The organism is Flavobacterium sp. SP2 (genome assembly GCF_057626655.1).
The window spans coordinates 36,312-59,211 of sequence record NZ_JBVHBT010000003.1; the positions used below are offsets into that span (position 1 = coordinate 36,312).

Genomic DNA, 22,900 nt, shown 5'->3' on the forward strand with positions numbered 1-22,900 from the left:
AAAGTTCACTAAATAAACAGTATGACAGAAGACGGTATTTCTAGAATTGTTTTTGAAGCAGCTTTAAAAGTGCATAAAGTTCTCGGTCCAGGTTTATTAGAAAGTGCCTATGAAGAATGTTTATTTTATGAATTAAAAAAATCTAATTTAAAAGTCGAAAAGCAAAAACCACTTCAGCTTGTATATGAAGAAGTTAGATTAGAAATAGGTTACTGTATTGATATAATTATTGAAGATAAATTTATTGTTGAAATTAAATCTGTTGAGGTTTTAAATGATGTTCATTTAGCACAACTTTTAACTTATTTAAGACTAACAAATTGTAAATTAGGTTTACTTATCAATTTCAATGTAAAATTATTAAAAAATGGAGTTAGAAGAGTTATAAATGGAACAATATAAATTAGTGACCTTTGTGCCTTCTTTGAGAACTTTGTGGTTAAATTTTTAAATATGAAAAAAATAATTGTTTTACTATTCCTTTTCCAACTTTCATTTGCTCAAACAGCATTTGATAAAGGAAATCAATTGTACAAAAACGGCAATTTTCAGGAAGCAATTGTCAATTACGAAAGTGTTTTGGCAACTGGAAAACAATCGGCAGAATTGTATTTTAATCTAGGAAATAGTTATTACAAGTTGCATCAAGTTGCGCCAGCTATTTACAATTTTGAAAAAGCATTGCTGATTAATCCTGAGTATGCGGATGCTAAAACCAATTTAGAATACGCCAAGAAATTAAAAATAGATGAAATAAAAGAAGTTCCAAAAGTTGGATTTAGCAAACTTATTCAAGATTTTACCTCAAGCTATAGTTATGATGCTTGGGCTTGGACTGCTGTAGCTTTAGCGTTTGTTTTTCTACTGTTTTTTATTGGTTATTATTTCTCGCCCAAAGCCATTGTAAAAAGAACTTTTTTCACAGGAATGTTTGTTGTATTACTTGGAATTATTGCAACAGTTTCGGCAGGAATATTTGAAAAGAATAGCTATTATAATGATAAACCAGCCATTGTATTTGCTGAAATTACGTTGCTAAAAAGTGAACCTAAAATTTCAGGAAAAACCCGATTTACGTTGCATGAAGGAACGAAAGTTCAAGTCTTAGAAAGCAGAGCTACATGGAAAAAAGTACAACTTTCCGACGAGACTATTGGTTGGGTTGAAAGCGATGCTATTCGAGAATTGAAATAAGTTTTACCATATTTTGCATATTTTGTGTAATTTAGATTTCTCAAAACCAAAAAAACTTTCAATATGGATGCTATCGCTTACATTATCTTAGGAATATATTTATTGTTTATACTCTACTCAGTATATGAACTATACAACAATAAATATTTAGCTGTCAAACACAAAACAAATTATTATTTCATAATATTTGCACTTCCTTTTTTGGGTTCCTTAATTTATTTTTTTACAAAAAGGAACTATCAAAAAGCGAAAGTGTAACCTTTAAGACTTCGCTCTCAAGTCTTTAAACCAATTCGTCAAAACAGGCAACATAAATTCAGACGTTTTTAAAATCGGATTAAAAAACAGGGATTTTTCTTGAGTTTCTTTACTAATTAATACATTGTCAAAATTCACTTTTTGAAATAAACTCAGAATAATCCCGAGTAGTAAAATCATTTTTAATACCGCGAAAACGGCACCACCAAGCTTGTTCAACCAACCTAAAAACACAAAACTGGCAACTTTAGAAAGCACTTTTGCAAAAAAGTAAATGGCGATAATTACGATAATTAAAGTTAGTACGAAAGCGAAAACTTTCACCGATTTGGAAGTTCCATCGCCAATAGCATTTCCAACAATGTAAGAGAATTTTACGGCAATATAAATTCCGATAAAAAAGGAAACCAGCGAAGCAAATTCTACAAAAAGACCGTTTTTTAAACCTTTAAAAACGCTAAAACCAAGTAAAACAGCAAATACAATATCAATAAAATCCATAGAATATTTTTCAAATTACAAATATAGTCGAAAATCCAAAAGACAAATTCCAAATTCCAAAAATTCAATTTCGATACGCTATCTTTGCAAATCATTTTCGATTTTAACAAAATCACATTTTCAAAATCGTTAATCTGAAATCAAAAATCACATGTCAAGAGATATACAACTAAAAGAGCGATGGGAAAAGCTCGTTAACCTATTATCAGATCAGTTTTCGCAAGGAGAAAATCTTGATTTAGATGCCATAATTTATCTAATTGGAGTTCAAGAATTAGGTAAATTCAAACAGCTTTTTAAGAAAGATGAAAAGGTCAATCTAATGCACATTGCCATTTGCCGATTATTAGAACCCTACGGATATTACGAATTCGATTTTGTAGATAAAGACGGTTGGCCTCATTACAAAATAAAAGAAGAGTTACCACCTTTAAAAGCTGGGGAACAAACTATCTTAATGAAAGACGCTATAGTGAACTATTTTCTTGAAAAAGAATTTATAGATTAGCTTTGTTTTTTTAGAAAAACCTTCAACTCGCAACACGAAACTCGCAACTTTTAATTAATTTTGCACCTTTACAAAAAGACCGATGATAGATAAGATTAAACAACATATCGAAGAAGCGAAAGCATTCAACACCAAAAACAAAGAAGCTTTAGAGCATTTCCGTATTAAATATTTAGGAAGTAAAGGACTTTTGAAAGACTTTTTCAACGAATTTAAAACTATTCCTAACGAGCAGAAAAAAGATTTCGGACAAGTAATTAATTTGCTAAAAACGGTTGCTGAAGAACGCGTAAAAACCATTCAGGAGGAACTAGAGAGCAAAGAAGAAGTAAAAGGCATTTATGGCGATCTATCGCGTCCAGGCGAACCATTGGTAATCGGTTCACGTCATCCAATATCTATTGTAAAAAACCAAATAATCGATATTTTTTCAACCGTAGGATTCAATGTTTCTGAAGGTCCAGAAATAGAAGACGATTGGCACAATTTCACTGCATTAAATTTGCCAGAATATCATCCTGCAAGAGACATGCAAGATACGTTTTTCATCCAAACCAATCCCGATGTTTTATTGCGTACACACACCTCATCGGTTCAAGTGCGTTACATGGAAAACAATAAACCGCCAATTCGTACCATTTCTCCAGGAAGAGTTTTTCGTAACGAAGCCATTTCGTCACGATCACATTGTATTTTCCACCAAGTAGAAGGTTTGTATATTGACAAAGACGTTTCGTTTGCCGATTTAAAACAAACCTTGTTATATTTCACCAAAGAAATGTTCGGAAAATCTAAAATACGATTACGACCAAGTTACTTTCCGTTCACCGAACCAAGTGCCGAAATTGATATTTATTGGGGTTTAAAAACCGAAACCGATTATAGAATCACTAAAGGAACCGGTTGGTTGGAAATAGGAGGTTGCGGAATGGTAGATCCAAATGTTCTAAAAAATTGCGGAATCAATCCAGACGAGTTCTCAGGATTCGCTTTCGGAATGGGAGTTGAGCGTATTGCAATGTTACTTTATCAAATTGGCGATATCAGAATGTTTTATGAAAACGACGTTCGTTTCTTAGAGCAATTCAAATCACATATATAAAAGACCAATAGATAATTGACAGATAGATGATAGATTCATCTGCTTGTCTATTATCTTTTAGTCTATCCTCTATTCACTCAAAAATGAAAGCAGACATCACCATACCAGAAGTAGAAAACGTATTCCTAGCAGCAATCCACGAATGGAGCGATGACTTCATGGAAAAAATTTGGAATGTATATTTAATAAACGATTCTGACTTTAAAATAGAATCCGTAATGGTAGTTTCTCAAGCATCTGGAACTTTAGATGGCGAAATGAAGAAAACATCATTATTACGCCATGCCTTTATCGAAATACCGCCAATTTCTTTCGTTAAGGTAGAAATGATAGAAAAAAGTGTCGTACAATTAAACAATGAGTTTATGGTTACTTATTTTATTGGTAACACGTTGTATGATAAAAAATTTATTTTCAAAAAGCATTTTGATACTTCGATGGAAATAGAAGAAGTACCACTTTTATTTGTTGATGGATTTGTGGTTAGGTAAACCTCTATTGTTTGTCAATTTTTTCTCGGGATTGTTTTCCTTTCCAATTAAAATAGCCTAATATAAAAATTCCAGTAATTAGATATACTGCCGCCCGAAAGTAGAAATTGAAACTTGAAATTTGCTCTAAAAAAGGCTTTTCTTTAAGTTCGAACAATGTCATGAATATAGTCATAAATATGCCCCAAAAACCTCCCATTTTTATTTGATATTTCCATCTTTCACTCATATCTAATCTAGTTTATCGGTAAGTTTTTTAAATACGGTTTTAGCATTTTTTCCTTCATAAAGAATTTCGTAAACGGCATCAATAATAGGTGTTTTAGCACCATAATTTTGGTTAAGTTCCCAAGCGCTTTTGGTGGCATAATATCCTTCGGCAACCATACTCATTTCCATCATGGCACTTTTTACAGTATAACCTTTACCAATCATGTTGCCAAACATTCGGTTTCTAGAAAAAACAGAATATCCTGTAACCAATAAATCACCCAAGTAGGCAGAATTATTGATATTACGCTTCATTTTGTGTACTTTTCGAATGAATTTTTTCATCTCACGAATTCCGTTACTCATTAACACCGATTGAAAGTTATCGCCATAACCCAAGCCGTGAGCCATTCCTGCTGCAATAGCGTAAATGTTTTTGAGCATGGCAGCATATTCGGTTCCGATAATATCATCAGAGATTTTGGCTTTAATGTAATTACCTGATAAACATTTGGCTACAATTCTGGCTTTTGATGCATCACCGCAGGCAATAGTTAAGTAGGAAAGTCGTTCAAGTGCCACTTCTTCGGCATGGCATGGTCCAGTTATAACGCCAATATCTTCGAATGGAATATTGTAGATTTTATTAAAATGTTCACCCACTATTAAGCTTGTTTCGGGTACAATACCTTTTATGGCTGAGAAAATAACTTTTCCAGTCAAACTAGTTGTTAGTTTTTGTAGTTCGGCGCCAAGAAATGCTGACGGTATTGCGAATATTATATAATCAGCATAATCAATTGCTTCGTTGATGTTGCTGGTAAGTTTTAGTTTTTTTATATCGAACTCAACCGAACTTAGGTAGTTGGGATTGTGGTGCTGTGTTTGTAGGTGTTCTATTGCAGATTCGTTGCGCATGTACCACGAAATTTCGGGAAGGTTTACACACAGCATTTTGGCTATTGCTGTTGCCCAGCTACCGCCACCAATTACTGCAAATTTTGGATATTTTGTCATTACTATATCGTTTGATTGTCCAAAAATAACGATAATTTATGGGTTTGCCAATACATTAAATTTAGAAATGACCTTTATTGATGGTTTAGCCCAGACCGAAATGGCAAGCTTTTTTGCCAAACGGTCTAGTTTTTCTTAACCAAAAACTGCGACCAGCGGAAGCACGTTTTTGGTTTTAGAAAAACAGATTGGTTGGTAAAAAACTTGCAATGTAGGGCTGGACTAGCTGTAAAGTATTTAACTTAATTTTATGATTTTCAATGTAATAATGTGATTTTATCGACGTTTATAATAGAGTTAGTTAGAAAATATATTGAGTTAAATTTTTGTTTTGGGGTTGAAAAAAAGCGTTCAAGAACTACTTCTTGAACGCTTTTTGATTTAATATAATTACTTGTACTTCTAGTAACTCATTTCTACAATTTCTCTTACTTTCTCTAAAGTGATATTTTGTTTTTCACCCATAGCTTTCCAACCTCTTTCTTCGAAACGATTTACAATAAAATCGGCTGTTTTTTCTATGTTTTCAGCGTTTTCTGAGATTTTGGTTTTCATTCCCATCGTATGAAAAAATTCGACTGTTTTTTCGATCGCTTTTTCAGCTTTCTCTTCTACAGAAGTTCCTGTGATGTTCCAAACTCTTTCGCCATATTGTGCTAGTTTGTCTTTTTTGGTTTCAAACATTACTTTGTATAAGTTTGGACCAATAATAGCTAAGGTTCTTGCGTGGTCAATTTCATATAAAGCCGTTAATTCGTGACCAATCATGTGCGTTGCCCAGTCGCTCGGAACTCCTTTTTGAATCAATCCGTTTAACGCCATTGTTGCGCTCCAAACAAAGTTAGAAGCTAATTTGTAATCACTTGGATTTTCAACTACACTTGGACCAACTTCGATTAGAGTTTTCAAAATGCTTTCGGCAAATCTGTCTTGCAATAATGCATCGTGAGGATAAGTTAAATATTGTTCCATTACGTGAGTAAAGGCATCAACAACGCCATTTTGTAACTGTCTTTTTGGTAAAGAAGTAATTACAGTTGGGTCAACAATTGAGAACTTTGGAAACAAAGCGCTTCCGCCAAGTGTCAGTTTTTCTTGCGTTGCCTCAATGGTTACTACGGCGCCAGAATTCATTTCAGAACCTGTTGCTGGTAATGTTAAAACGGTTCCAAAAGGAATCACTTTTGACAAATCGGTGAATAAAATTTTCTTTTTAAGAATGTCAACTGCATCGCCTTCAAAATTGACAGCTGCCGAAATGAATTTCACACCATCAATTACGCTTCCGCCACCAACTGCCAAAATAAAATCGATTTTTTGCTCGCGAATAATTTGTACCGCTTTCATCAACGTTTCAAATCTTGGATTGGGTTCGATGCCACCAAATTCAACAATTTTAAATCCTTGTAAAGCTGCAGTTACCGCTTCGTGAACTCCGTTTTTAAAGATACTTCCGCCACCATAAGCCAATAGAATTTTAGCATCTTTTGGAACTAATGTAGCTAATTTTTCTGTTTGTCCTTTGCCAAAAACATAATTGACAGGATTGTATAATTCAAAGTTTAACATTGTATTATTTTAATTGATTTAATAATTTTTGCGCTACAAGTTTAGATGAAGCCGGATTTTGTCCAGTAATTAATAAACCATCTTCAACGGCGTAAGGTTGCCAGTTTTCTACTTTAGAATAACTTGCACCATTTTGTTTTAACGCATCTTCCAATAAAAACGGAACTACTTTTGTCAATCCAACAGCTTCTTCTTCATCGTTTGAAAAACCAGTAACTTTTTTTCCTTTTACCAAAAATTCGCCGTTAACTTTTACATCTTTCAAAACTGCTGGTGCGTGACATACAAATCCGACAGGTTTGTTGTTGGTATAAAATGCTTCAATCAAAGCAATGGAGTTTTTGTCTGTAGCTAAATCCCACAATGGTCCGTGTCCACCAGGATAAAAAACAGCATCATAATCTGCCTGATTTATATCGGCTAATTTTAAGGTGTTTTTTAATTTTGATTGCAATTCGGTATCTTTATCAAAGCGTTTTGTATCTTCTGTCGCAGCCGATGGATCTTCACTTTTTGGATCAATTGGAGGTTGTCCGCCAAGTGGAGTTGCAATTGTAATTTCGATTCCTTGATCTAATAATTCGTAATATGGCGCAGCCAATTCTTCGGTCCAAAATCCTGTTTTTTCACCTGTATTTCCTAATTTGTCGTGAGATGTAACCACGAATAATACTTTTTTCATAACTTTTTCTTTTTGATTTTTAATTTGTGATGTGTTGTTATCTTCCGATTGGTTTTTGCAACTAGAGAATAACAAAGGTAGTAATACCAAGAGTTTTATATATTTCATATCTTCAATTATTTGTTACAAAATTACTTTGTTTTGTAGTGTTTAGAAATGATGCAACGCACAAATTTAGTGTGATGCAACTCACTTTTTTGAGCCAGAATTGAATCTACTCAATGTTTCGCGTGACACACCAAGATAAGAAGCAATGAATTTTTTGGGTACTTTTTGAAAAAGTATAGGATTTGAAAGCAATAATTTGTCGTAACGTTCTTGCGGATTATTATTAAGCATTGATAAAATTCGCTGTTGCAAAGCGACATAACCTGAATTGGATTTCCTTCTAAAAAAATGTTCAATTTTATGCATTTCTGAACATAGTTTTTCTCGGTTTTCTAGTGACAATGCCAGTAACTCACAATCTTCAATACAATCAATAAAAAGTGTAGCATTGGTTTTATTAAAATAGGCCTGAAAATCAGTAATCCACCAATTTTGAGTAGCAAATTGAAGGATGTGTTCCTTTCCATTGGAATCAACATGATAGGACTTTAAACAACCATTCAGAACAAAATAGTCATTTTTTACAAGGTCATTTTCCTGAATAAGAAATTGGTGTTTTTTGAGTTTTTTGGTTTCAAAATGAGACAAGACGTACTCAAATTCTTCATCGGTTAAGGATGTTATTTCTTCTATTTGTTGACGGAGAATATGCATTTTTTAGTATTTGTTTTACAAAGATAACAGATAGCTTTTATTAATAGAAATCTTTTATATTTGTGTAACATATACGCATTTTAAAATGACTGAAAATCAAAATATAAAAGTTGCAGTTGATGCCATAGTTTTTGGATATCAAAACGGAAAATTATACGTTTTATTAATTGAACAAAAATTTGGAAGCGCAACCTCCTATTGGGCTTTGCCTGGCGGTTTGGTTCACAACAACGAATCGCTTCAAGACGCGGTACAACGCGAATTGAAAGAAGAAACCAACGTTTCAGTAAATTATCTAGAACAATTGTACACCTTTGGCGATGTTGTAAATCGTGACCCAAGAAATCGTGTCATTTCGGTGGCTTATTTTGCTTTAGTTGATTCATCGAAATTTAAAATCAAAGCCGATTCTGATGCCGAAAACGTACAATGGTTTGCTGTTGATGAAATTCCAAAATTGGCATTTGATCACAATGTAATGATTAAAAATGCTGTAGATAGATTAAAAGCCAAACTATCGTATCAACCTGTTGGGTTTGACTTATTGCCAAAGGAATTTCTTTTTTCAGAATTAGAAAATTTATATTGCATCATTTTAGGGAAAGAGATTGACCGAAGAAATTTTAGAAAAAAGATTTTAAGTTTCGGAATTATCGAAGAAACCAATCAATTTTCACCAATAAAAACAGGACGTCCAGCGAAATTATTTCGATTTAATTCTATAAAATATAAAGCATTTCTTGACAACGGTTTTCATTTTGAAATCAAATTAGCGTAAATTTTACGCAAAATATTTTGCAGAATAAAAATAACATTCTATATTTGCGTAATAATAACACAAACTAAAAAACTATGGTACTTAATTTAGATAAAAATTTCAAACCGTTTGCATCAGAACAAGAGATCGAATTTCAAAGTTTTACATTTTCTGGAGGTGAACCACACATTAAAATCAATTCCAATTTTGATGTAAATCAAGAGGTTACAATTACGCATCGATTAAATTCGTTCAATGATTTCGGACTTTTAATTTTGGCAGTAGATGCGTTAAAACGAATGAATGTAAAAGTAATTAATGCATTTATTCCTTATTTTCCGGCTGCGCGACAAGACCGATTGATGATTGCTGGCGAACCACTTTCAGTAAAAGTTTATGCTGATATTATCAATGCATTGCAATTAAATAAAATAACTGTTTTTGATCCGCACAGCGAAGTTACACCTGCCTTATTGAATAACGTAGAAGTAATTTACAATCATGAATTTATTTCAAAGGTTCTGAAAATCATTGGAAAAAACATCAAATTAATTTCTCCTGATGGTGGTGCATTGAAAAAAATCTATAAAGTTTCTGAATATCTTGGCGGAATTGATGTGGTAGAATGCAGTAAAAGTCGTGATGTAAAAACGGGAAAATTATCAGGATTTAAAGTATATATCGACGATTTAAAAGGAATGGATTGCCTAATTGTAGATGATATTTGCGATGGCGGAGGAACATTTATTGGCTTGGCCGAAGAATTGAAAAATAAAAATGCAGGAAAATTATATTTGGCCGTTAGCCACGGAATTTTCAACAAAGGATTTAACGAAATGAATGCCATTTTCGAACGAATATTTACTACAAATTCGTTTAAGGATTTTGATGAAGAGAAGGTGGAAGTGATTAAAATTGAGTTGTAGGATGAACAAGAATAACAGGCTAGAAATAGCACAGGAAACACTAAAAATTATAGAAAACGGATATTATTTTGTTAATGAGAACAAGATTGATGTCAGTCAAGAAATAAAAAATAATATTGATAACACTTTTACAATTTCACCCAATGATTGGACTGATATTGTATCAAAATCCATTAAAGAAAACGATGACCAAAGTGTAATTGAAGTAAAAAATTGTTCGTCGATTGAGGCTATTGTTTCTGAAAGTTACTTGAAAGTTGGAGTTTTGAATTTTGCTTCGGCAAAGAATCCTGGTGGCGGATTTCTTGGTGGTGCATCAGCGCAAGAAGAAAGTTTGGCGCGTTCATCAAGTTTATATTCATCACTTATTAAAGATAAAAAGATGTATGATTTTAATAGAGAGATTAGTACTTTTCTATATTCAGATTATATGATTTTTAGTCCAAATACTGTTTTTTGGTTTGATGACACTGGCAATACATTACAAAATTTTGTAACTGTTGATGTTATAACTGCTCCAGCACCAAATAAAGGAGCAATGATGCAACATAATAGAGACTACGAAATCAATAAAATTGAAACCGAGTTTTTAAAAAGGATAGAGTATGTACTACATTTGGCAAATCAGCAAAATATTGAGTGTTTAATTCTCGGAGCTTGGGGTTGTGGTGTATTCAGAAATGAGCCCGCAAATGTTGCAAAGTTGTTTAAAAAAGTTATTGAAAAAAAGTATTCAAAAGCCTTTAAAAAAATAGTTTTTGCAGTTTACGATACTTCAGAAAAAAAGCAAACTTATAATGCTTTTGTTGAGAATTTACAATAATATAAAGTTTATGAAATATAATATGGAATTGCAACATGAACGATAAATTAATACATAGCGCACTTTTCGGATTAGCAGTTGGTGATGCTTTAGGAGTTCCGGTTGAATTTGAAAGTAGAGAAACTTTAAAACGTTTCCCAGTAAAAAGTATGCAGGAAAATGGCACGCACAGACAACCAATTGGAACTTGGAGTGACGATAGTTCGCTTACATTTTGCTTAGCAGACAGCCTTTGCAATGGTTATAATTTAGAAAATATTGCTGCAAAATTCCTTCAATGGAAAAATGAAGAAATCTGGACGCCACACGGACGCGTTTTTGACATTGGAATTGCCACTCACTTTGCTATTAACAATATTTCTAAAGGAGAACAACCCATATTGTGCGGCGGTATTTCAGAGCAAGATAATGGAAATGGTTCTTTGATGCGCATTTTACCGCTAGCTTTTTATCTTAAAAATGAGCAAGACACAACTGTCATTTTTGATAAAGTAAAAGAAGTTTCATCAATTACCCATGCTCATTTTCGCTCTGTTTTCGCTTGTTTTATCTATATAATTTATGCAATTGAATTGATTAAAGGCGAAAATAAATTTGAAGCTTACAATAAAGCTAAAAGTATTATTTTAGATTTTATTTCAAAAAATGATTTCAACAAAAAGGAAATTCAATTATTTGATAGGATTTTAAAAGGTTCTATTAATGAGTTAGCAGAAGAAGAAATTTATTCATCAGGATATGTTTTGCACAGTCTTGAAGCTAGCTTTTGGTGTGTTTTAACTTCAGAGTCTTATCAAGAAACGGTTTTGAAAGCTGTAAATCTTGGGGAAGATACTGATACAACTGCTGCTATTTCTGGCGGATTAGCTGGAATAATTTATGGAATTGATGCTATTCCGAATGATTGGTTGAATGTTTTAGTTAGAAAAAATTCTATTGAAGATTTGTGCAATAGATTTAGCAAAGCTTATGAAATATAATATTGAAAATATAAATCCAAGCAACAAATTTCTATTTTTTTGGGGTCATCAACCTTCAAAAGATGGAACGGTAACAAAAACCTGTTTAAGTCAATGGAGGGAAAGTTCTTTTACAGTTGATGGGCTCGAATATAAAACAGCCGAACATTGGATGATGGCCAAAAAAGCACTTTTATTCAACGATGAAACTATTTTTAAGATAATAATAGAAGTAAAATCTCCAGCGGAAGCAAAGAAATTAGGGCGAGAAGTTCAAAATTACAATGATGAAATCTGGTTGAAAAACCGGTATGAAATTGTAAAAGAAGGTAACCTCCACAAATTCAGTCAGCATCAGGATTTAAAAGAATTTCTGCTAAATACCAAAGAGAGAATTTTAGTTGAAGCGAGTCCAGTTGATGCTATTTGGGGAATCGGAATGGCAAGCGGTCATCAAGATATAAATAATCCGAAAAGATGGCGTGGGCTAAATTTATTAGGTTTCGCATTGATGGAAGTTCGAGATGAATTAAGAAAGTAAAAAACAGTTTAATGAAAATTCAAGTCATAAAAGGAGACATAACCACAATCGAAACCGATGCAATTGTAAACGCTGCAAATACTTCTTTACTTGGTGGCGGCGGTGTTGACGGTGCAATTCATAGAAAAGGAGGCGCTAAAATTCTAGAAGAATGTAATGACATTCGAAACAGACAAGGCGGTTGTAATGTGGGCGAAGCTGTGATAACTTCTGCTGGAAATTTACCTTCTAAATATGTTATTCATACCGTTGGTCCAGTTTGGAATGGAGACAAAGAAGAAAAGAAAAAATTACTAAAAAATTGTTATCAAAATTGTTTAGAATTGGCAGTGAGAAACCAAATTAAAACAATCGCATTTCCGAACATTAGTACTGGAATTTATCATTTTCCAAAGGATAAAGCTGCGAAAATCGCAATTGAAACTGTTTCTAATTTTAATCAAAAAGATAAAATTGACGAAGTTGTTTTTGTTTGCTTTGATGATGAAAATTACGATTTATATAAAAACATCATAAAATAAAACCATGAACCCACTATTATTAACCGACGGTTACAAAGTTGACCACAGACGTCAATATCCAGACAATACAACACTAGTTTATTCAAACTGGACACCAAGAAAATCAAGAATTGATGGCGTAGAAGAAGTCGTGTTCTTCGGATTACAATATTTCTTAAAAAAATACATCATCCACGATTTTGAAGAATACTTTTTCAAACGACCAAAAGCCGAAGTTGTAGCTCAATATTCCAGAAGAATCAATAATTATTTAGGTGAAAATCTGGTTGGTACAAAACACATTGAAGACTTACACGATTTAGGATACATTCCGATGGTTTTCAAGGCTTTGCCAGAAGGCGTTTCGGTTCCAATCCGTGTTCCGATGTTTACGATGTACAATACCAAACCTGAGTTTTTTTGGTTGACCAATTATTTTGAAACCTTACTTTCGGCGGTAATCTGGTTGCCTTGTAATTCGGCTACAATTGCAAAACAATACCGAAAAGTTTTAGATAAATATGCTTTAGAAACTTCTTCAATTCCTGAATTTGTAAATTGGCAAGGACACGATTTCTCGATGCGAGGAATGGGCGGAATTGAAGCTGCGGTAACATCGGCAGCCGGGCATTTATTGAGCTTCACGGGAACAGATACAATCCCGGCAATTGAGTTTTTTGAAGATTATTATAATGCTAATTCCGATACAGAATTAATTGGCGGTTCAGTTGCTGCAACAGAACACTCAGTGATGTGTATGGGAACAACTGAAGGCGAATACCAAACTTTCAAACGATTGATAACCGAGGTTTATCCAAAAGGAATTGTGTCAATAGTTTCTGATACGTGGGATTTGTGGAAAGTATTAACTGATTATTTACCACGATTGAAAAACGAAATTGTTGCTCGCGAAGGAAAAGTGGTAGTGCGTCCAGACAGTGGTGATCCAGTGGACATCATCTGCGGAAATCCAAACGGAAAAACTAGTGAGGAACAAAAAGGTGTTATTGAATTACTTTGGGATGTTTTTGGCGGAAGCACCAATGCAAAAGGTTACAAAGAATTGATTCCGCAAATTGGCGCGATTTATGGCGATAGCATTACAGTTGAAAGAGCTACGCAAATTTGTGAACGACTAAAATTAAAAGGATTTGCATCAACTAATATTGTGTTAGGAATTGGTTCATTTACCTATCAATACAATACACGCGACACGTTCGGATTTGCAATGAAAGCCACTTATGGCGAAGTAAACGGCGAAGGAAGAGCCATTTTTAAAGATCCAATTACCGATGATGGAACTAAAAAATCAGCCAAAGGTTTGATGAAAATCGAACTCGAAAACGGACGTTATAAACTTATTGACGAAGTTTCTTGGGAAGAAGAACAACAAGGCGAACTGAAAGAAGTTTTTAGAGATGGAAAATTGCTGATAGAACATTCGTTGGCAGCTATTCGAAAAAATATTATTTAGTTGTCTATCAAACTAAAAATATTTATTTAAATAACCCTATTATAATGAGTTGTAATAGGGTTTTTGATAATAAAAGGAGTTATTCCTCGTAGTCTCTTTTCAATTTTATGTAATGAATTGACAAGTATAATAATGTAGCCAAAGGAAATAAAAGTAGTAGGAAACAAGCGTAAAAATTATTTTTCTGAATTAAATAAAAACTAGCGTATAAATGAACTGCTACATAAATTAAGTTAAAAAATAAAATCAAAATAATTGTTCTTTTTAGATTGTTCATCATTCTATCAATATGAAAATCCTTTCCTTTTTTAAATTCATCCCATAAATTTTCTTCAATTCCATACAAAATTTCACCGTATACTATTAATAAAATGATACTAACGAATGGAATATAAATTATAGAATATTGAAGTAAAGAAGGTTCTATTAGTTTTGAAAATTGCAAATTTAAAATAATTGCCACGCACACAATAATTGCTACAATCGATGAAATCCAATTTTCTTTTAAATAGTTCATTTACTTCCTGTAAAAATTATTATCATCGACATAGTGCCAAACTTTTTCAGATAGTAACGGACGAATATTTTGTTTGTTTTTGATGCCGTTGCGAATAAAAGTAGACGATATTTCTACAATTGGAGCCTCAATTTTATGAATTCTTGGGTGATTTTTTAAATCTAAATTTTCTAATTCTTCTGAAATTCTTGGGTAGATATAAATGTCATGGTTTTCAAGTATATACTCGTAGTTTTTCCATTTATGAAGCGATTTCAAATTGTCTTCACCCATAATCAAAGAAAACTCGTGTTGTGGGAATTTATCTTTCAAATGTGCCAAAGTATTCACCGTATAATTAGGCTGAGGTAATTTGAATTCAATATCCGAAGGTTTAATTTTGGGATACTCTTCAGTAGCCAAATTCACCAAATGCAATCGATGGTAATCATCCAATAAAGTATTCTTCTGTTTCAACGGATTGTGTGGCGTAACCACCATCCAAATTTGCTCCAAATCGGAATGTTCTGCCATGTGATTGGCGATGATTAAATGTCCAATGTGAATTGGGTTGAAGGTTCCGAAGTAAAGTCCTATATTCATTTTTTTATCACAGAGTTTCACCAAGTTTTTCACAAAGTATCACCAAGTTTTGTGTTTCTTCGTGTAAACTTTGTGAGACTTTGTGCAATAATTTTATCTTGAAATAAATTCTTTCACCAACTGATAGGCATCGTCCTTAGCCACATCCAGATCATAATTCTTGATAATCGTGTCAAATTGTGGTGCTGTTGCTAATTCAACGTGTGCTTTTGCGATACGCATATTAATTTTTTCCTCACTTTCGGTGGAACGTTCTTTTAGTCTTCGTTTGAGTTCGTCAACACTTGGTGGTTTTACAAAAACAGCTAAGGTTTCTTGAGGAAATTTGTGTTTGATGCGCAAACCACCCGAAACATCAATGTCGAAAATTACGTTCTTGCCTTTTGCCCAAATGCGTTCGACTTCACTTTTTAAAGTTCCGTAATAATTATTGGTATACACTTCTTCCCATTCAACAAATTCTTCGGCTTTGATGTGTTTTTTAAACTCTTCCCAAGTGATGAAATAGTAATCTTTTCCATCTACTTCTTCACCTCGTGGTTCGCGTGTTGCACAAGATATTGAAAACTCTAAATTCAAATCTTCCTGAGCCAATAAATGCCGTACTATAGTGGTTTTTCCCGAACCTGATGGCGCTGAGAACACTAATAATTTTCCTTTGTTCATTCTTAAACTTTTTAGTCCTTAGTTTTTAGTGCTTAGTCCTTAGTGTTTAGAACTTTGTACTAAGGACTAAAAAACTAAGGACTAAAATCTATTTACTTACAAAACATTCAAAACTTGTTCCTTAATTTTCTCCAATTCATCTTTCATCATCACCACCAATTTCTGCATTTCAGAATGGTTAGATTTGGAACCCATGGTGTTGATTTCTCTTCCCATTTCTTGCGTAATGAAACCAAGCTTTCTTCCGTTGGCTTCTGTTCCTGCAAGAGTTTCTATGAAATAATTTAAATGATTTTCCAGACGAACTTTCTCTTCCGTAATGTCGTATTTTTCTAGATAAAATATCAATTCTTGCTCAAAACGATTCTGATCTACATTCGCCTGAAGTTCATCAAGCGCAGTTTTTAATCTGGTTTTTACCGTTTCAATTCGTTCGGCATCATACGCAACTGCATTGTTCATTAGCGTCATGATATTGGCAATTCGATGTAGAAATTCTTTTTCTAATGCAACACCTTCGTCTCTACGAAATTGCATCATGTTTTCTAGCGATTGATCAATAACCGATTGAATTTCCTTCCAATCGTTTTCGTCAATCTCGTCGCGTTCGGTTTTTAAGGCATCAGGCATTCGTACTGCCATTTTCATCAATTCAGTTTCATCTGCATTTGGAACGACTTCTTTCATTTGGTTGATGTAACCTTTTACAATTGGCACATTGATTTTAGACGATGTTTCTTCGCCAGTAATTTCGATATACAACGAAAAATCAATCTTTCCACGTTCCAATTTTTGCGAAAGCTGGTTGCGCAAACCCAATTCCATTTCTCTAAAAACAGATGGCATTCTAGTATTTAAATCTAAACCTTTACTGTTTAGCGATTTTATTTCTACGGTAATTTTTTTGGTAGGTAATTGCAAAGAGGCTTTCCCAAAACCAGTCATGGATTGTATCATTCTTTTATTTTATAGACTTCAAATATATGAAAATGTTTTTAGTAGTTTGCTTTTTAGTTCTTAGTCCTTAGTTTTTTAGTCCTTAGTTTTTAAAGCCTAATCAATAGGAATTAGTCTTTACAAAAGGACTATTTTCTACTACAAACTAAAGAATCAAGAAATGCGAAGTAAGAGCTAAGGACTAAGCACTAAAAATCTAAGTACTCTTTTTCTGCGTCACCAAATAAACTCCAACAAATATTAAAACTGCCGAAATTATTTTGATCCAAGTAAGTTCATCTTTCCCCAAGCTGATTGCAAAAATCGTAGCAAATAATGGTTGCAAGTAAATGAAAACAGCAACAGTTGTTGGTTTCAATTCGCGCATAGAAAGTAAATTCAACAAATATGTAAAAAAGGTTGAAAACAAAATAACAAATCCAATTTTCCAGTAAATATCAGTTGGAACTATTGCACAATTTATAGCTTGAAATTCATTCCATCCGAAAGGTAAAACCATAATAAATCCGAAGGTATAAATCCATTTTACAAAGGTAAAAGCGTTGTATTTATCCATTAATTTTTTAACGATAATTAGATAAAAAGCATAAGAAACGGCGTTTATAAAAACTAATAAATTTCCTAAAGTTGCATTTGGAGCATTCACCATCGATTTTCCATAGAGAATTAAAGTTCCAGTTCCGATAAGCCCTAGAATTAATCCGAAAACTTTACGTTTTAGCATGCGTTCTTTCATGATTATTGCCGAAAGAACCAGCACAATCATTGGGGTTGTTACCATTAAAACCGCACCCATTATTGGCGATGTATAACTCAATCCTTTGAAAAACGTAAGCATATTCAACGCCACACCAAAAAAAGCAGCTGCAATAATTCTAGGAAAGTCACCAAGTGCAATTTTTTCTTTTGGACCAAAAAAAGAAACCAACCAAAATAATAGGGTAGCACCAAAAACCCGAATTACAATAAACCCAAACGGTTCAATGTACTTTGGCATTACGTCTTTGGCAATGGTAAAAGTCAATCCGTAAATGATGGAAACAAATGTCGCGGCGATTAACGCCCAAGTTCTTTTAGACATTTTCAAGCGCTTTCATTACTTGCAAAATGTTTTGTTGCGTGTTTCCAATATAAATTTGGTCTTGAATTATAAAAACTGGTCGACTAATAAACGTATAATGTTCTAAAATGTACTTGCGATAATCGTCTTCTGTCAAGTTTTTATTTTTCAAATCCATCGACTTATACAACTGTGCTTTTTTGCTAAATAAAGCTTCATAACTTCCAGAAAGTGAGCGCATGTATTCCAATTCTTCAACCGTAATTGGGTCTTGCTTTATGTCGTGATACTTCAAATTCGCACTTTTCGGCAACGATTTTATAATTTTTCTACACGTATCGCAACTCGCTAAATAGTATATGGTATCAGTCATAATTTTTTCTTTTTGCAAAAGTAAGATTTTCAATTCATTTCAAAGATGTTAACCATTAAGATATTTAAGAAAATTAAGTTTTACAATTTTTCTTAATGAACTTAACTTTCTTAATGGTTTAAAAAACAAAAAACTCGCTATTTTTGTAAAAAAATTATAATAAATGAGCACTTTTACCAAAGAAATACACATTCGTTGGGCCGATTTAGACCCAAATTTTCACGTCCGTCATTCGGCATATTACGATTTTGGAGCGCAACATCGTGTCGAAATTCTCGAACAATTAGGAATGACAATGCGCATCATGCAAGAACAACATTTTGGACCAATATTGTTTCGCGAAGAATGTGTTTTTAGAAGAGAAATGCGAATGAATCAACAAGTTTTTATATCTACAAAAGTGGGCAAAATTAAAGAAGATGCTTCACGTTGGACTCTAATTCACGAATTTAAAAACGACAAAGACGAATTGCTCGCAACCATCACTGTTGATGGCGCTTGGATGGATACCAAACTAAGAAAAATTGCCAATCCAACTCCGCAAATTGCCATTGATGTTATGAATTTAATGCCAAAATCAGACGATTTTACGCAATTGTAATTAGAAGCTATTTCCAGCTATCCATTGCAAGTTTGTACAGGAAAATTACATTTTTCTACGACTAAAAATGCGCTTCCGTTGGTCGCAATTTTCAGTCAAGAAAAATTGTAATTTTCTTGCACAAAGCTTTTCATTACTTTCTGGGCTAGGTTTTTTGTAGTTCAATTCATGTTCAATTTTAAAACAACTTTGTGACTTACCTTCTTCGAGGCTAAAAACAATCTTTATATCTTTGCAAAAAATAAAAAAAATGAAATTCAATACCAAAACCATACACGGTGGGCAACATCACGATCCAAGTACAGGAGCGGTTATGCCACCAGTTTACCAAACGTCAACTTTTGTACAAAACAGTCCAGGACAACCAGTAAATCCTGATTACGAATATTCACGTGCGGCAAACCCAACACGTTCAGCATTAGAAAATGCCTTAGCAAGTATCGAAAACGGTGCGCGCGGATTAGCATTTTCATCAGGATTAGCTGCAACCGATTGTTTGCTAAGATTGTTCAAAGCCGGTGACGAAATTATAGCAATGGACGATTTATATGGTGGAACGTATCGTTTGTTTACAAGATTATATAAAGATTCAGGCATCAAATTTCATTTTGTTGACATGAATGATTTGGAGAAATTTCAATCTTTAATCAATGAAAATACCAAATTGGTTTGGGTAGAAACACCAACCAATCCATTAATGAAATTGGCAGATATTGCAGAAATCGCGAAAATCACAAAAGCTAAAAAAATTCTTTTTGCTGTTGATAATACCTTTGCAACACCGTATTTACAAAAACCATTAGATTTAGGTGCTGACATTGTAATGCATTCGGCTACAAAATACCTTGGCGGACATTCCGATGTTATTGCTGGAGCTTTGGTTATGAAAGACGCTGCACTTGGTGACGAATTGCATTTCAAGCAATTTGCAACTGGCGCAACACTCGGGCCAATGGACAGTTTCTTGGTGCTTAGAGGAATAAAAACCTTGCATTTACGTGTGCAAAGACATTGCGAAAACGGAATGAAAGTTGCTGAATTTTTAAGTAATCATCCATTGGTTGAACGAGTTTATTATCCAGGTTTACCAAGTCATCCGTTTCATGAAATTGCTAAAAAGCAAATGAGTGGTTTTGGCGGAATGGTTTCGTTCACTTTCAAATCAACTTTAAAAGCAGACGCTATTAAATTCCTCGAAAGTCTAAAAGTTTTTACATTGGCAGAATCTCTTGGTGGTGTTGAAAGTTTAGCCAATCATCCGGCTTTAATGACTCATGCATCCATTCCAGAAGACAAGCGTTTGGAAGTCGGAATTACCGACGATTTAGTACGGTTAAGCGTAGGTGTCGAAGATATTGACGACTTACTTTCTGATTTAGAACAAGCTTTTAAATAAAAAATAAAAACCCGATTCAAAAATTATGAATCGGGTTTTTTATGTTTACTATTTCATTTTATTGAAGGTAATAAATATATCCAAAGTTCAACCAAACATTCCAATCGTTAGCTTTGTTTTCGGTATAAACTCGTGGGTCGGGATTTAAACCATCTACCCAGTTAGAGAAATAATATTGAAATCGTAAATCTACCATCAAATCTGAAAGCTCGGTCAATTTATATCGTGTTCCAACACTCGATACTACAGACCAGGTTGTTCCACCTTTTCTATCAAAAGCATCAATATATTTAATTGGAGTTACAGTTGGCAAATCACCTAATCCTGGACCAAGTTCTGAATATGATTTTGGTTTGTAAGAGCTAAAATGTCCTCCTAAACTGATGAATGGTGCCCAACTTCCTATTGTTGCCGTGAAATCTCTAATGCTTAACGGGAAAAATTCAAGTTGCATACCGATATCTGTAACGGCAGTGCTTCCTCTCATTGCTCTAAGCTGTCTAGCTGTTAGTGAAGTTCTTTGTGGTTCAACCCATTTTCCAAAATGTTGTAAATTGGTTTTGTTATAAGAAATTTCACTTCGCAATTTAAAGTGATCGTTAAAGTAGGTTTCTGGAGTATAACAATTACATTCGGCTTTGTAAGAAAAATTCAAGTAGTGTATTAATCCAATTCCAAAACCGGTATTGCCAGAATTGGTAGAAAAATCATACCGCTCACCATAATCCGATTGAAATGCAACTGGACCAACAATTGCCCCAATTTCATGAGAAAATCCAAATTGAGCAATTACTTTATTTACTGAAGTAATTAGAAGTAAGCAGATTATAAAAATAGATTTGGGTGTCTGCATAGTATTTTTAAAAGATTCAATTCTCGACAAATATATAAAAACATCATTCATTAATAAAATAAAACATTAGAAATCAATATATACTTACGAAAAAAATCATAAAAAGTTTTAAAATGGCATATTTTAAATACGTTTCTTTAAATTTCTTTAACATTAATATAAAAAGAAAGAGAATTTCAAAAAAATTATCGCACTATTCTTATAAAATGTATCTTTGTCGGAAATTAACGAAAACGTTTTCTTAAACATTAATAGTATAAAATTATGTCACAAAGCATCAACAATTTTATTGAAGCGGTAGCTAAGAAAAACCCTAACGAGCCTGAATTTTTACAAGCTGTTAAAGAAGTAGCTGAAACTGTAATTCCATTTATTGAAAAAAATAAAAAATACGAAGGCAAAATGCTTTTGGAAAGAATGGTCGAGCCAGAAAGAGTAATCATGTTTCGTGTAACTTGGGTTGACGATGCAGGAAATACTCAGGTTAACCGTGGTTATAGAATTCAAATGAACTCGGCTATCGGACCATACAAAGGTGGACTTCGTTTTCATCCTTCTGTAAACTTAAGTATTTTGAAATTTTTAGCTTTCGAGCAAACGTTCAAAAATAGCTTAACGACTTTGCCAATGGGTGGAGGAAAAGGTGGTTCAGATTTTGATCCAAAAGGAAAATCAGATAATGAAATAATGAAATTCTGTCAAAGTTTTATGACCGAATTATCTAAACATATTGGCGCAGATACCGACGTTCCAGCTGGAGATATTGGTGTTGGTGGAAGAGAAGTAGGATACATGTTTGGTCAATATAAAAGACTAAGAAACGAATTTACAGGAGTTTTAACTGGTAAAGGAATTTCTTTTGGTGGATCATTAATTCGTCCAGAAGCAACCGGTTATGGCGATGTGTATTTTGCACAAAGTATGTTGCAAACTAAAGGCGATAGCTTTACAGGTAAAACTGTTGTAGTTTCTGGTTCTGGAAATGTGGCTCAATATGCTGCGCAAAAAGCGACGCAATTGGGTGGAAAAGTAGTTACAATGTCAGATTCATCAGGATATATTTATGATGCTGACGGAATTGATGCTGAAAAATTAGCATACGTTATGGAAATTAAAAACGTAAACTACAGCAGAATTTCAGATTATGTAACTAAATATCCGAATGCAAAATTTGTTGCAGGGAAACGTCCATGGGAAGTGAAATGTGATGTAGCTTTACCTTGTGCAACTCAAAACGAATTGAACGAAGAAGAAGCAAAAGCATTAATTGCTAACGGTTGTATCTGTGTTGCAGAAGGTGCTAACATGCCATCTACACCAGAAGCAGTAACTGTTTTTCAAAATGCAAAAATATTATTCGCGCCAGGAAAAGCATCTAACGCTGGTGGTGTTGCAACTTCTGGATTGGAAATGTCTCAAAACTCATTACGTTTAAGCTGGACAACCGAAGAAGTTGACGAAAGACTTAAAAATATTATGTTGAACATTCACGCTTCTTGTGTAAAATACGGTTCTGAAGAAAACGGATACGTAGATTACGTAAAAGGAGCAAACATTGCAGGTTTCGTAAAAGTTGCCGATGCAATGCTAGCACAAGGAATAGTGTAAATAGCATCAAAAT

At 33.5% G+C, this 22,900-nt stretch carries 28 protein-coding genes; 15 read left to right on the top strand and 13 right to left on the bottom strand.

What is annotated here, in order from left to right:
- The first annotated feature begins 21 nt into the window (after window positions 1-21).
- Window positions 22-402, top strand: a complete 381-nt coding sequence (locus ACZ098_RS08065) for a GxxExxY protein (protein ID WP_487311245.1) — start codon at window positions 22-24, stop codon at window positions 400-402.
- Between the two features lie 51 nt (window positions 403-453).
- The gene (locus tag ACZ098_RS08070) at window positions 454-1,194 is read left to right on the top strand and encodes a tetratricopeptide repeat protein (protein ID WP_487311246.1); all 741 of its coding nucleotides are present in this window, start codon (window positions 454-456) and stop codon (window positions 1,192-1,194) included.
- Between the two features lie 261 nt (window positions 1,195-1,455).
- Here the strand turns inward: ACZ098_RS08070 and ACZ098_RS08075 are convergent, their stop codons facing one another.
- Window positions 1,456-1,953, bottom strand: coding sequence for a CvpA family protein (locus tag ACZ098_RS08075; protein WP_487311247.1), 498 nt, complete (start codon window positions 1,951-1,953; stop codon window positions 1,456-1,458).
- Window positions 1,954-2,104: 151 nt separating this feature from the next.
- On the opposite strand from ACZ098_RS08075, the gene ACZ098_RS08080 reads away from it, so the two are divergent.
- The 3 genes from ACZ098_RS08080 (at window position 2,105) to ACZ098_RS08090 (ending at window position 4,054) form a co-directional block, all read left to right on the top strand.
- Entirely contained in the window at window positions 2,105-2,461 is a 357-nt protein-coding gene (locus tag ACZ098_RS08080) for a hypothetical protein (protein WP_487311248.1), read from the top strand.
- A gap of 82 nt (window positions 2,462-2,543) precedes the next feature.
- The gene (gene pheS / locus ACZ098_RS08085; protein WP_487311249.1) at window positions 2,544-3,563 is read left to right on the top strand and encodes a phenylalanine--tRNA ligase subunit alpha; all 1,020 of its coding nucleotides are present in this window, start codon (window positions 2,544-2,546) and stop codon (window positions 3,561-3,563) included.
- Window positions 3,564-3,646: 83 nt separating this feature from the next.
- A complete protein-coding gene (locus ACZ098_RS08090) occupies window positions 3,647-4,054 on the top strand; it encodes a hypothetical protein (protein WP_487311250.1) in 408 nt (135 codons plus the stop codon).
- A gap of 4 nt (window positions 4,055-4,058) precedes the next feature.
- Here ACZ098_RS08090 and ACZ098_RS08095 read toward each other — a convergent pair whose 3' ends face one another.
- From ACZ098_RS08095 to ACZ098_RS08115, 5 genes are all read right to left on the bottom strand, one after another.
- Complete coding sequence (locus ACZ098_RS08095; protein WP_487311251.1) at window positions 4,059-4,283, bottom strand: hypothetical protein; 225 nt, start codon at window positions 4,281-4,283, stop codon at window positions 4,059-4,061.
- A gap of 2 nt (window positions 4,284-4,285) precedes the next feature.
- Entirely contained in the window at window positions 4,286-5,281 is a 996-nt protein-coding gene (locus ACZ098_RS08100; protein WP_487311252.1) for an NAD(P)H-dependent glycerol-3-phosphate dehydrogenase, read from the bottom strand.
- Between the two features lie 402 nt (window positions 5,282-5,683).
- Window positions 5,684-6,850 (bottom strand): iron-containing alcohol dehydrogenase, encoded by a 1,167-nt coding sequence (locus tag ACZ098_RS08105; protein ID WP_487311253.1) that lies wholly within the window; start codon window positions 6,848-6,850, stop codon window positions 5,684-5,686.
- A 4-nt stretch (window positions 6,851-6,854) separates the two neighbouring features.
- The gene (locus tag ACZ098_RS08110) at window positions 6,855-7,640 is read right to left on the bottom strand and encodes a type 1 glutamine amidotransferase domain-containing protein (protein ID WP_487311254.1); all 786 of its coding nucleotides are present in this window, start codon (window positions 7,638-7,640) and stop codon (window positions 6,855-6,857) included.
- Between the two features lie 81 nt (window positions 7,641-7,721).
- Window positions 7,722-8,294, bottom strand: coding sequence for a Crp/Fnr family transcriptional regulator (locus tag ACZ098_RS08115; RefSeq protein ID WP_487311255.1), 573 nt, complete (start codon window positions 8,292-8,294; stop codon window positions 7,722-7,724).
- 85 nt (window positions 8,295-8,379) lie between these two features.
- Between ACZ098_RS08115 and ACZ098_RS08120 the strand changes: the two genes are divergently transcribed.
- The 7 genes from ACZ098_RS08120 (at window position 8,380) to ACZ098_RS08150 (ending at window position 14,274) form a co-directional block, all read left to right on the top strand.
- Window positions 8,380-9,072 carry an NUDIX hydrolase gene (locus tag ACZ098_RS08120; protein WP_487311256.1) on the top strand — a complete coding sequence of 231 codons (693 nt, stop codon included), beginning with the start codon at window positions 8,380-8,382 and terminating at the stop codon, window positions 9,070-9,072.
- Window positions 9,073-9,146: 74 nt separating this feature from the next.
- Complete coding sequence (prs, locus tag ACZ098_RS08125) at window positions 9,147-9,977, top strand: ribose-phosphate diphosphokinase (RefSeq protein ID WP_487311257.1); 831 nt, start codon at window positions 9,147-9,149, stop codon at window positions 9,975-9,977.
- Window position 9,978: 1 nt separating this feature from the next.
- Window positions 9,979-10,800: a TIGR02452 family protein gene (locus ACZ098_RS08130; protein ID WP_487311258.1), complete on the top strand. Its 822-nt coding sequence runs from the start codon at window positions 9,979-9,981 to the stop codon at window positions 10,798-10,800.
- A gap of 35 nt (window positions 10,801-10,835) precedes the next feature.
- A complete protein-coding gene (locus ACZ098_RS08135; protein WP_487311259.1) occupies window positions 10,836-11,780 on the top strand; it encodes an ADP-ribosylglycohydrolase family protein in 945 nt (314 codons plus the stop codon).
- Complete coding sequence (gene ybiA / locus ACZ098_RS08140; protein ID WP_487311260.1) at window positions 11,770-12,300, top strand: riboflavin biosynthesis intermediates N-glycosidase; 531 nt, start codon at window positions 11,770-11,772, stop codon at window positions 12,298-12,300. The genes ACZ098_RS08135 and ybiA overlap by 11 nt, the downstream gene beginning before the upstream one ends.
- 11 nt (window positions 12,301-12,311) lie before the next feature.
- On the top strand, window positions 12,312-12,821 hold the full coding sequence (locus tag ACZ098_RS08145) for an O-acetyl-ADP-ribose deacetylase (RefSeq protein WP_487311261.1): 510 nt from the start codon (window positions 12,312-12,314) through the stop codon (window positions 12,819-12,821).
- 4 nt (window positions 12,822-12,825) lie between these two features.
- Complete coding sequence (locus ACZ098_RS08150; RefSeq protein ID WP_487311262.1) at window positions 12,826-14,274, top strand: nicotinate phosphoribosyltransferase; 1,449 nt, start codon at window positions 12,826-12,828, stop codon at window positions 14,272-14,274.
- A 79-nt stretch (window positions 14,275-14,353) separates the two neighbouring features.
- Here ACZ098_RS08150 and ACZ098_RS08155 read toward each other — a convergent pair whose 3' ends face one another.
- The 6 genes from ACZ098_RS08155 to ACZ098_RS08180 form a co-directional block, all read right to left on the bottom strand.
- Entirely contained in the window at window positions 14,354-14,791 is a 438-nt protein-coding gene (locus tag ACZ098_RS08155; RefSeq protein ID WP_487311263.1) for a hypothetical protein, read from the bottom strand.
- Window positions 14,792-15,373, bottom strand: a complete 582-nt coding sequence (nadD, locus tag ACZ098_RS08160) for a nicotinate (nicotinamide) nucleotide adenylyltransferase (RefSeq protein WP_487311264.1) — start codon at window positions 15,371-15,373, stop codon at window positions 14,792-14,794.
- A 93-nt stretch (window positions 15,374-15,466) separates the two neighbouring features.
- A complete protein-coding gene (gmk, locus tag ACZ098_RS08165; protein WP_487311265.1) occupies window positions 15,467-16,039 on the bottom strand; it encodes a guanylate kinase in 573 nt (190 codons plus the stop codon).
- 96 nt (window positions 16,040-16,135) lie between these two features.
- Window positions 16,136-16,996 carry a YicC/YloC family endoribonuclease gene (locus ACZ098_RS08170; protein WP_487311266.1) on the bottom strand — a complete coding sequence of 287 codons (861 nt, stop codon included), beginning with the start codon at window positions 16,994-16,996 and terminating at the stop codon, window positions 16,136-16,138.
- Window positions 16,997-17,192: 196 nt separating this feature from the next.
- Window positions 17,193-18,077: a DMT family transporter gene (locus tag ACZ098_RS08175; protein WP_487311267.1), complete on the bottom strand. Its 885-nt coding sequence runs from the start codon at window positions 18,075-18,077 to the stop codon at window positions 17,193-17,195.
- On the bottom strand, window positions 18,070-18,429 hold the full coding sequence (locus tag ACZ098_RS08180) for an arsenate reductase family protein (protein ID WP_487311268.1): 360 nt from the start codon (window positions 18,427-18,429) through the stop codon (window positions 18,070-18,072). Before ACZ098_RS08180 ends, ACZ098_RS08175 begins: the two co-directional genes overlap by 8 nt.
- A gap of 163 nt (window positions 18,430-18,592) precedes the next feature.
- Here ACZ098_RS08180 and ACZ098_RS08185 point away from each other — a divergent pair, with 163 nt between their 5' ends.
- Together ACZ098_RS08185 and ACZ098_RS08190 are read left to right on the top strand one after the other, a co-directional pair.
- Window positions 18,593-19,030: an acyl-CoA thioesterase gene (locus ACZ098_RS08185; protein ID WP_487311269.1), complete on the top strand. Its 438-nt coding sequence runs from the start codon at window positions 18,593-18,595 to the stop codon at window positions 19,028-19,030.
- 232 nt (window positions 19,031-19,262) lie between these two features.
- Complete coding sequence (locus ACZ098_RS08190) at window positions 19,263-20,426, top strand: cystathionine gamma-synthase (RefSeq protein ID WP_487311270.1); 1,164 nt, start codon at window positions 19,263-19,265, stop codon at window positions 20,424-20,426.
- A 58-nt stretch (window positions 20,427-20,484) separates the two neighbouring features.
- Here ACZ098_RS08190 and ACZ098_RS08195 read toward each other — a convergent pair whose 3' ends face one another.
- On the bottom strand, window positions 20,485-21,279 hold the full coding sequence (locus tag ACZ098_RS08195) for a THC0290_0291 family protein (protein WP_487311271.1): 795 nt from the start codon (window positions 21,277-21,279) through the stop codon (window positions 20,485-20,487).
- A 264-nt stretch (window positions 21,280-21,543) separates the two neighbouring features.
- Between ACZ098_RS08195 and gdhA the strand changes: the two genes are divergently transcribed.
- Window positions 21,544-22,887 carry an NADP-specific glutamate dehydrogenase gene (gene gdhA, locus ACZ098_RS08200; protein WP_487311272.1) on the top strand — a complete coding sequence of 448 codons (1,344 nt, stop codon included), beginning with the start codon at window positions 21,544-21,546 and terminating at the stop codon, window positions 22,885-22,887.
- The last annotated feature ends 13 nt before the right edge of the window (window positions 22,888-22,900 follow it).

What these genes read in the sequence shown, in the direction of transcription:
- ACZ098_RS08100 (WP_487311252.1), bottom strand. Translation starts at nt 5,281, where the DNA reads ATGACAAAATATCCAAAATTTGCAGTAATTGGTGGCGGTAGCTGGGCA.
- ACZ098_RS08070 (WP_487311246.1), top strand. Translation starts at nt 454, where the DNA reads ATGAAAAAAATAATTGTTTTACTATTCCTTTTCCAACTTTCATTTGCT.
- ACZ098_RS08105 (WP_487311253.1), bottom strand. Translation starts at nt 6,850, where the DNA reads ATGTTAAACTTTGAATTATACAATCCTGTCAATTATGTTTTTGGCAAA.
- prs (WP_487311257.1), top strand. Translation starts at nt 9,147, where the DNA reads ATGGTACTTAATTTAGATAAAAATTTCAAACCGTTTGCATCAGAACAA.
- ybiA (WP_487311260.1), top strand. Translation starts at nt 11,770, where the DNA reads ATGAAATATAATATTGAAAATATAAATCCAAGCAACAAATTTCTATTT.
- ACZ098_RS08180 (WP_487311268.1), bottom strand. Translation starts at nt 18,429, where the DNA reads ATGACTGATACCATATACTATTTAGCGAGTTGCGATACGTGTAGAAAA.
- ACZ098_RS08195 (WP_487311271.1), bottom strand. Translation starts at nt 21,279, where the DNA reads ATGCAGACACCCAAATCTATTTTTATAATCTGCTTACTTCTAATTACT.
- pheS (WP_487311249.1), top strand. Translation starts at nt 2,544, where the DNA reads ATGATAGATAAGATTAAACAACATATCGAAGAAGCGAAAGCATTCAAC.
- nadD (WP_487311264.1), bottom strand. Translation starts at nt 15,373, where the DNA reads ATGAATATAGGACTTTACTTCGGAACCTTCAACCCAATTCACATTGGA.
- ACZ098_RS08080 (WP_487311248.1), top strand. Translation starts at nt 2,105, where the DNA reads ATGTCAAGAGATATACAACTAAAAGAGCGATGGGAAAAGCTCGTTAAC.
- ACZ098_RS08150 (WP_487311262.1), top strand. Translation starts at nt 12,826, where the DNA reads ATGAACCCACTATTATTAACCGACGGTTACAAAGTTGACCACAGACGT.
- ACZ098_RS08120 (WP_487311256.1), top strand. Translation starts at nt 8,380, where the DNA reads ATGACTGAAAATCAAAATATAAAAGTTGCAGTTGATGCCATAGTTTTT.
- ACZ098_RS08145 (WP_487311261.1), top strand. Translation starts at nt 12,312, where the DNA reads ATGAAAATTCAAGTCATAAAAGGAGACATAACCACAATCGAAACCGAT.
- ACZ098_RS08115 (WP_487311255.1), bottom strand. Translation starts at nt 8,294, where the DNA reads ATGCATATTCTCCGTCAACAAATAGAAGAAATAACATCCTTAACCGAT.
- ACZ098_RS08155 (WP_487311263.1), bottom strand. Translation starts at nt 14,791, where the DNA reads ATGAACTATTTAAAAGAAAATTGGATTTCATCGATTGTAGCAATTATT.
- gmk (WP_487311265.1), bottom strand. Translation starts at nt 16,039, where the DNA reads ATGAACAAAGGAAAATTATTAGTGTTCTCAGCGCCATCAGGTTCGGGA.
- ACZ098_RS08175 (WP_487311267.1), bottom strand. Translation starts at nt 18,077, where the DNA reads ATGTCTAAAAGAACTTGGGCGTTAATCGCCGCGACATTTGTTTCCATC.
- ACZ098_RS08130 (WP_487311258.1), top strand. Translation starts at nt 9,979, where the DNA reads ATGAACAAGAATAACAGGCTAGAAATAGCACAGGAAACACTAAAAATT.
- gdhA (WP_487311272.1), top strand. Translation starts at nt 21,544, where the DNA reads ATGTCACAAAGCATCAACAATTTTATTGAAGCGGTAGCTAAGAAAAAC.
- ACZ098_RS08075 (WP_487311247.1), bottom strand. Translation starts at nt 1,953, where the DNA reads ATGGATTTTATTGATATTGTATTTGCTGTTTTACTTGGTTTTAGCGTT.
- ACZ098_RS08090 (WP_487311250.1), top strand. Translation starts at nt 3,647, where the DNA reads ATGAAAGCAGACATCACCATACCAGAAGTAGAAAACGTATTCCTAGCA.
- ACZ098_RS08135 (WP_487311259.1), top strand. Translation starts at nt 10,836, where the DNA reads ATGAACGATAAATTAATACATAGCGCACTTTTCGGATTAGCAGTTGGT.
- ACZ098_RS08095 (WP_487311251.1), bottom strand. Translation starts at nt 4,283, where the DNA reads ATGAGTGAAAGATGGAAATATCAAATAAAAATGGGAGGTTTTTGGGGC.
- ACZ098_RS08110 (WP_487311254.1), bottom strand. Translation starts at nt 7,640, where the DNA reads ATGAAATATATAAAACTCTTGGTATTACTACCTTTGTTATTCTCTAGT.
- ACZ098_RS08185 (WP_487311269.1), top strand. Translation starts at nt 18,593, where the DNA reads ATGAGCACTTTTACCAAAGAAATACACATTCGTTGGGCCGATTTAGAC.
- ACZ098_RS08170 (WP_487311266.1), bottom strand. Translation starts at nt 16,996, where the DNA reads ATGATACAATCCATGACTGGTTTTGGGAAAGCCTCTTTGCAATTACCT.
- ACZ098_RS08065 (WP_487311245.1), top strand. Translation starts at nt 22, where the DNA reads ATGACAGAAGACGGTATTTCTAGAATTGTTTTTGAAGCAGCTTTAAAA.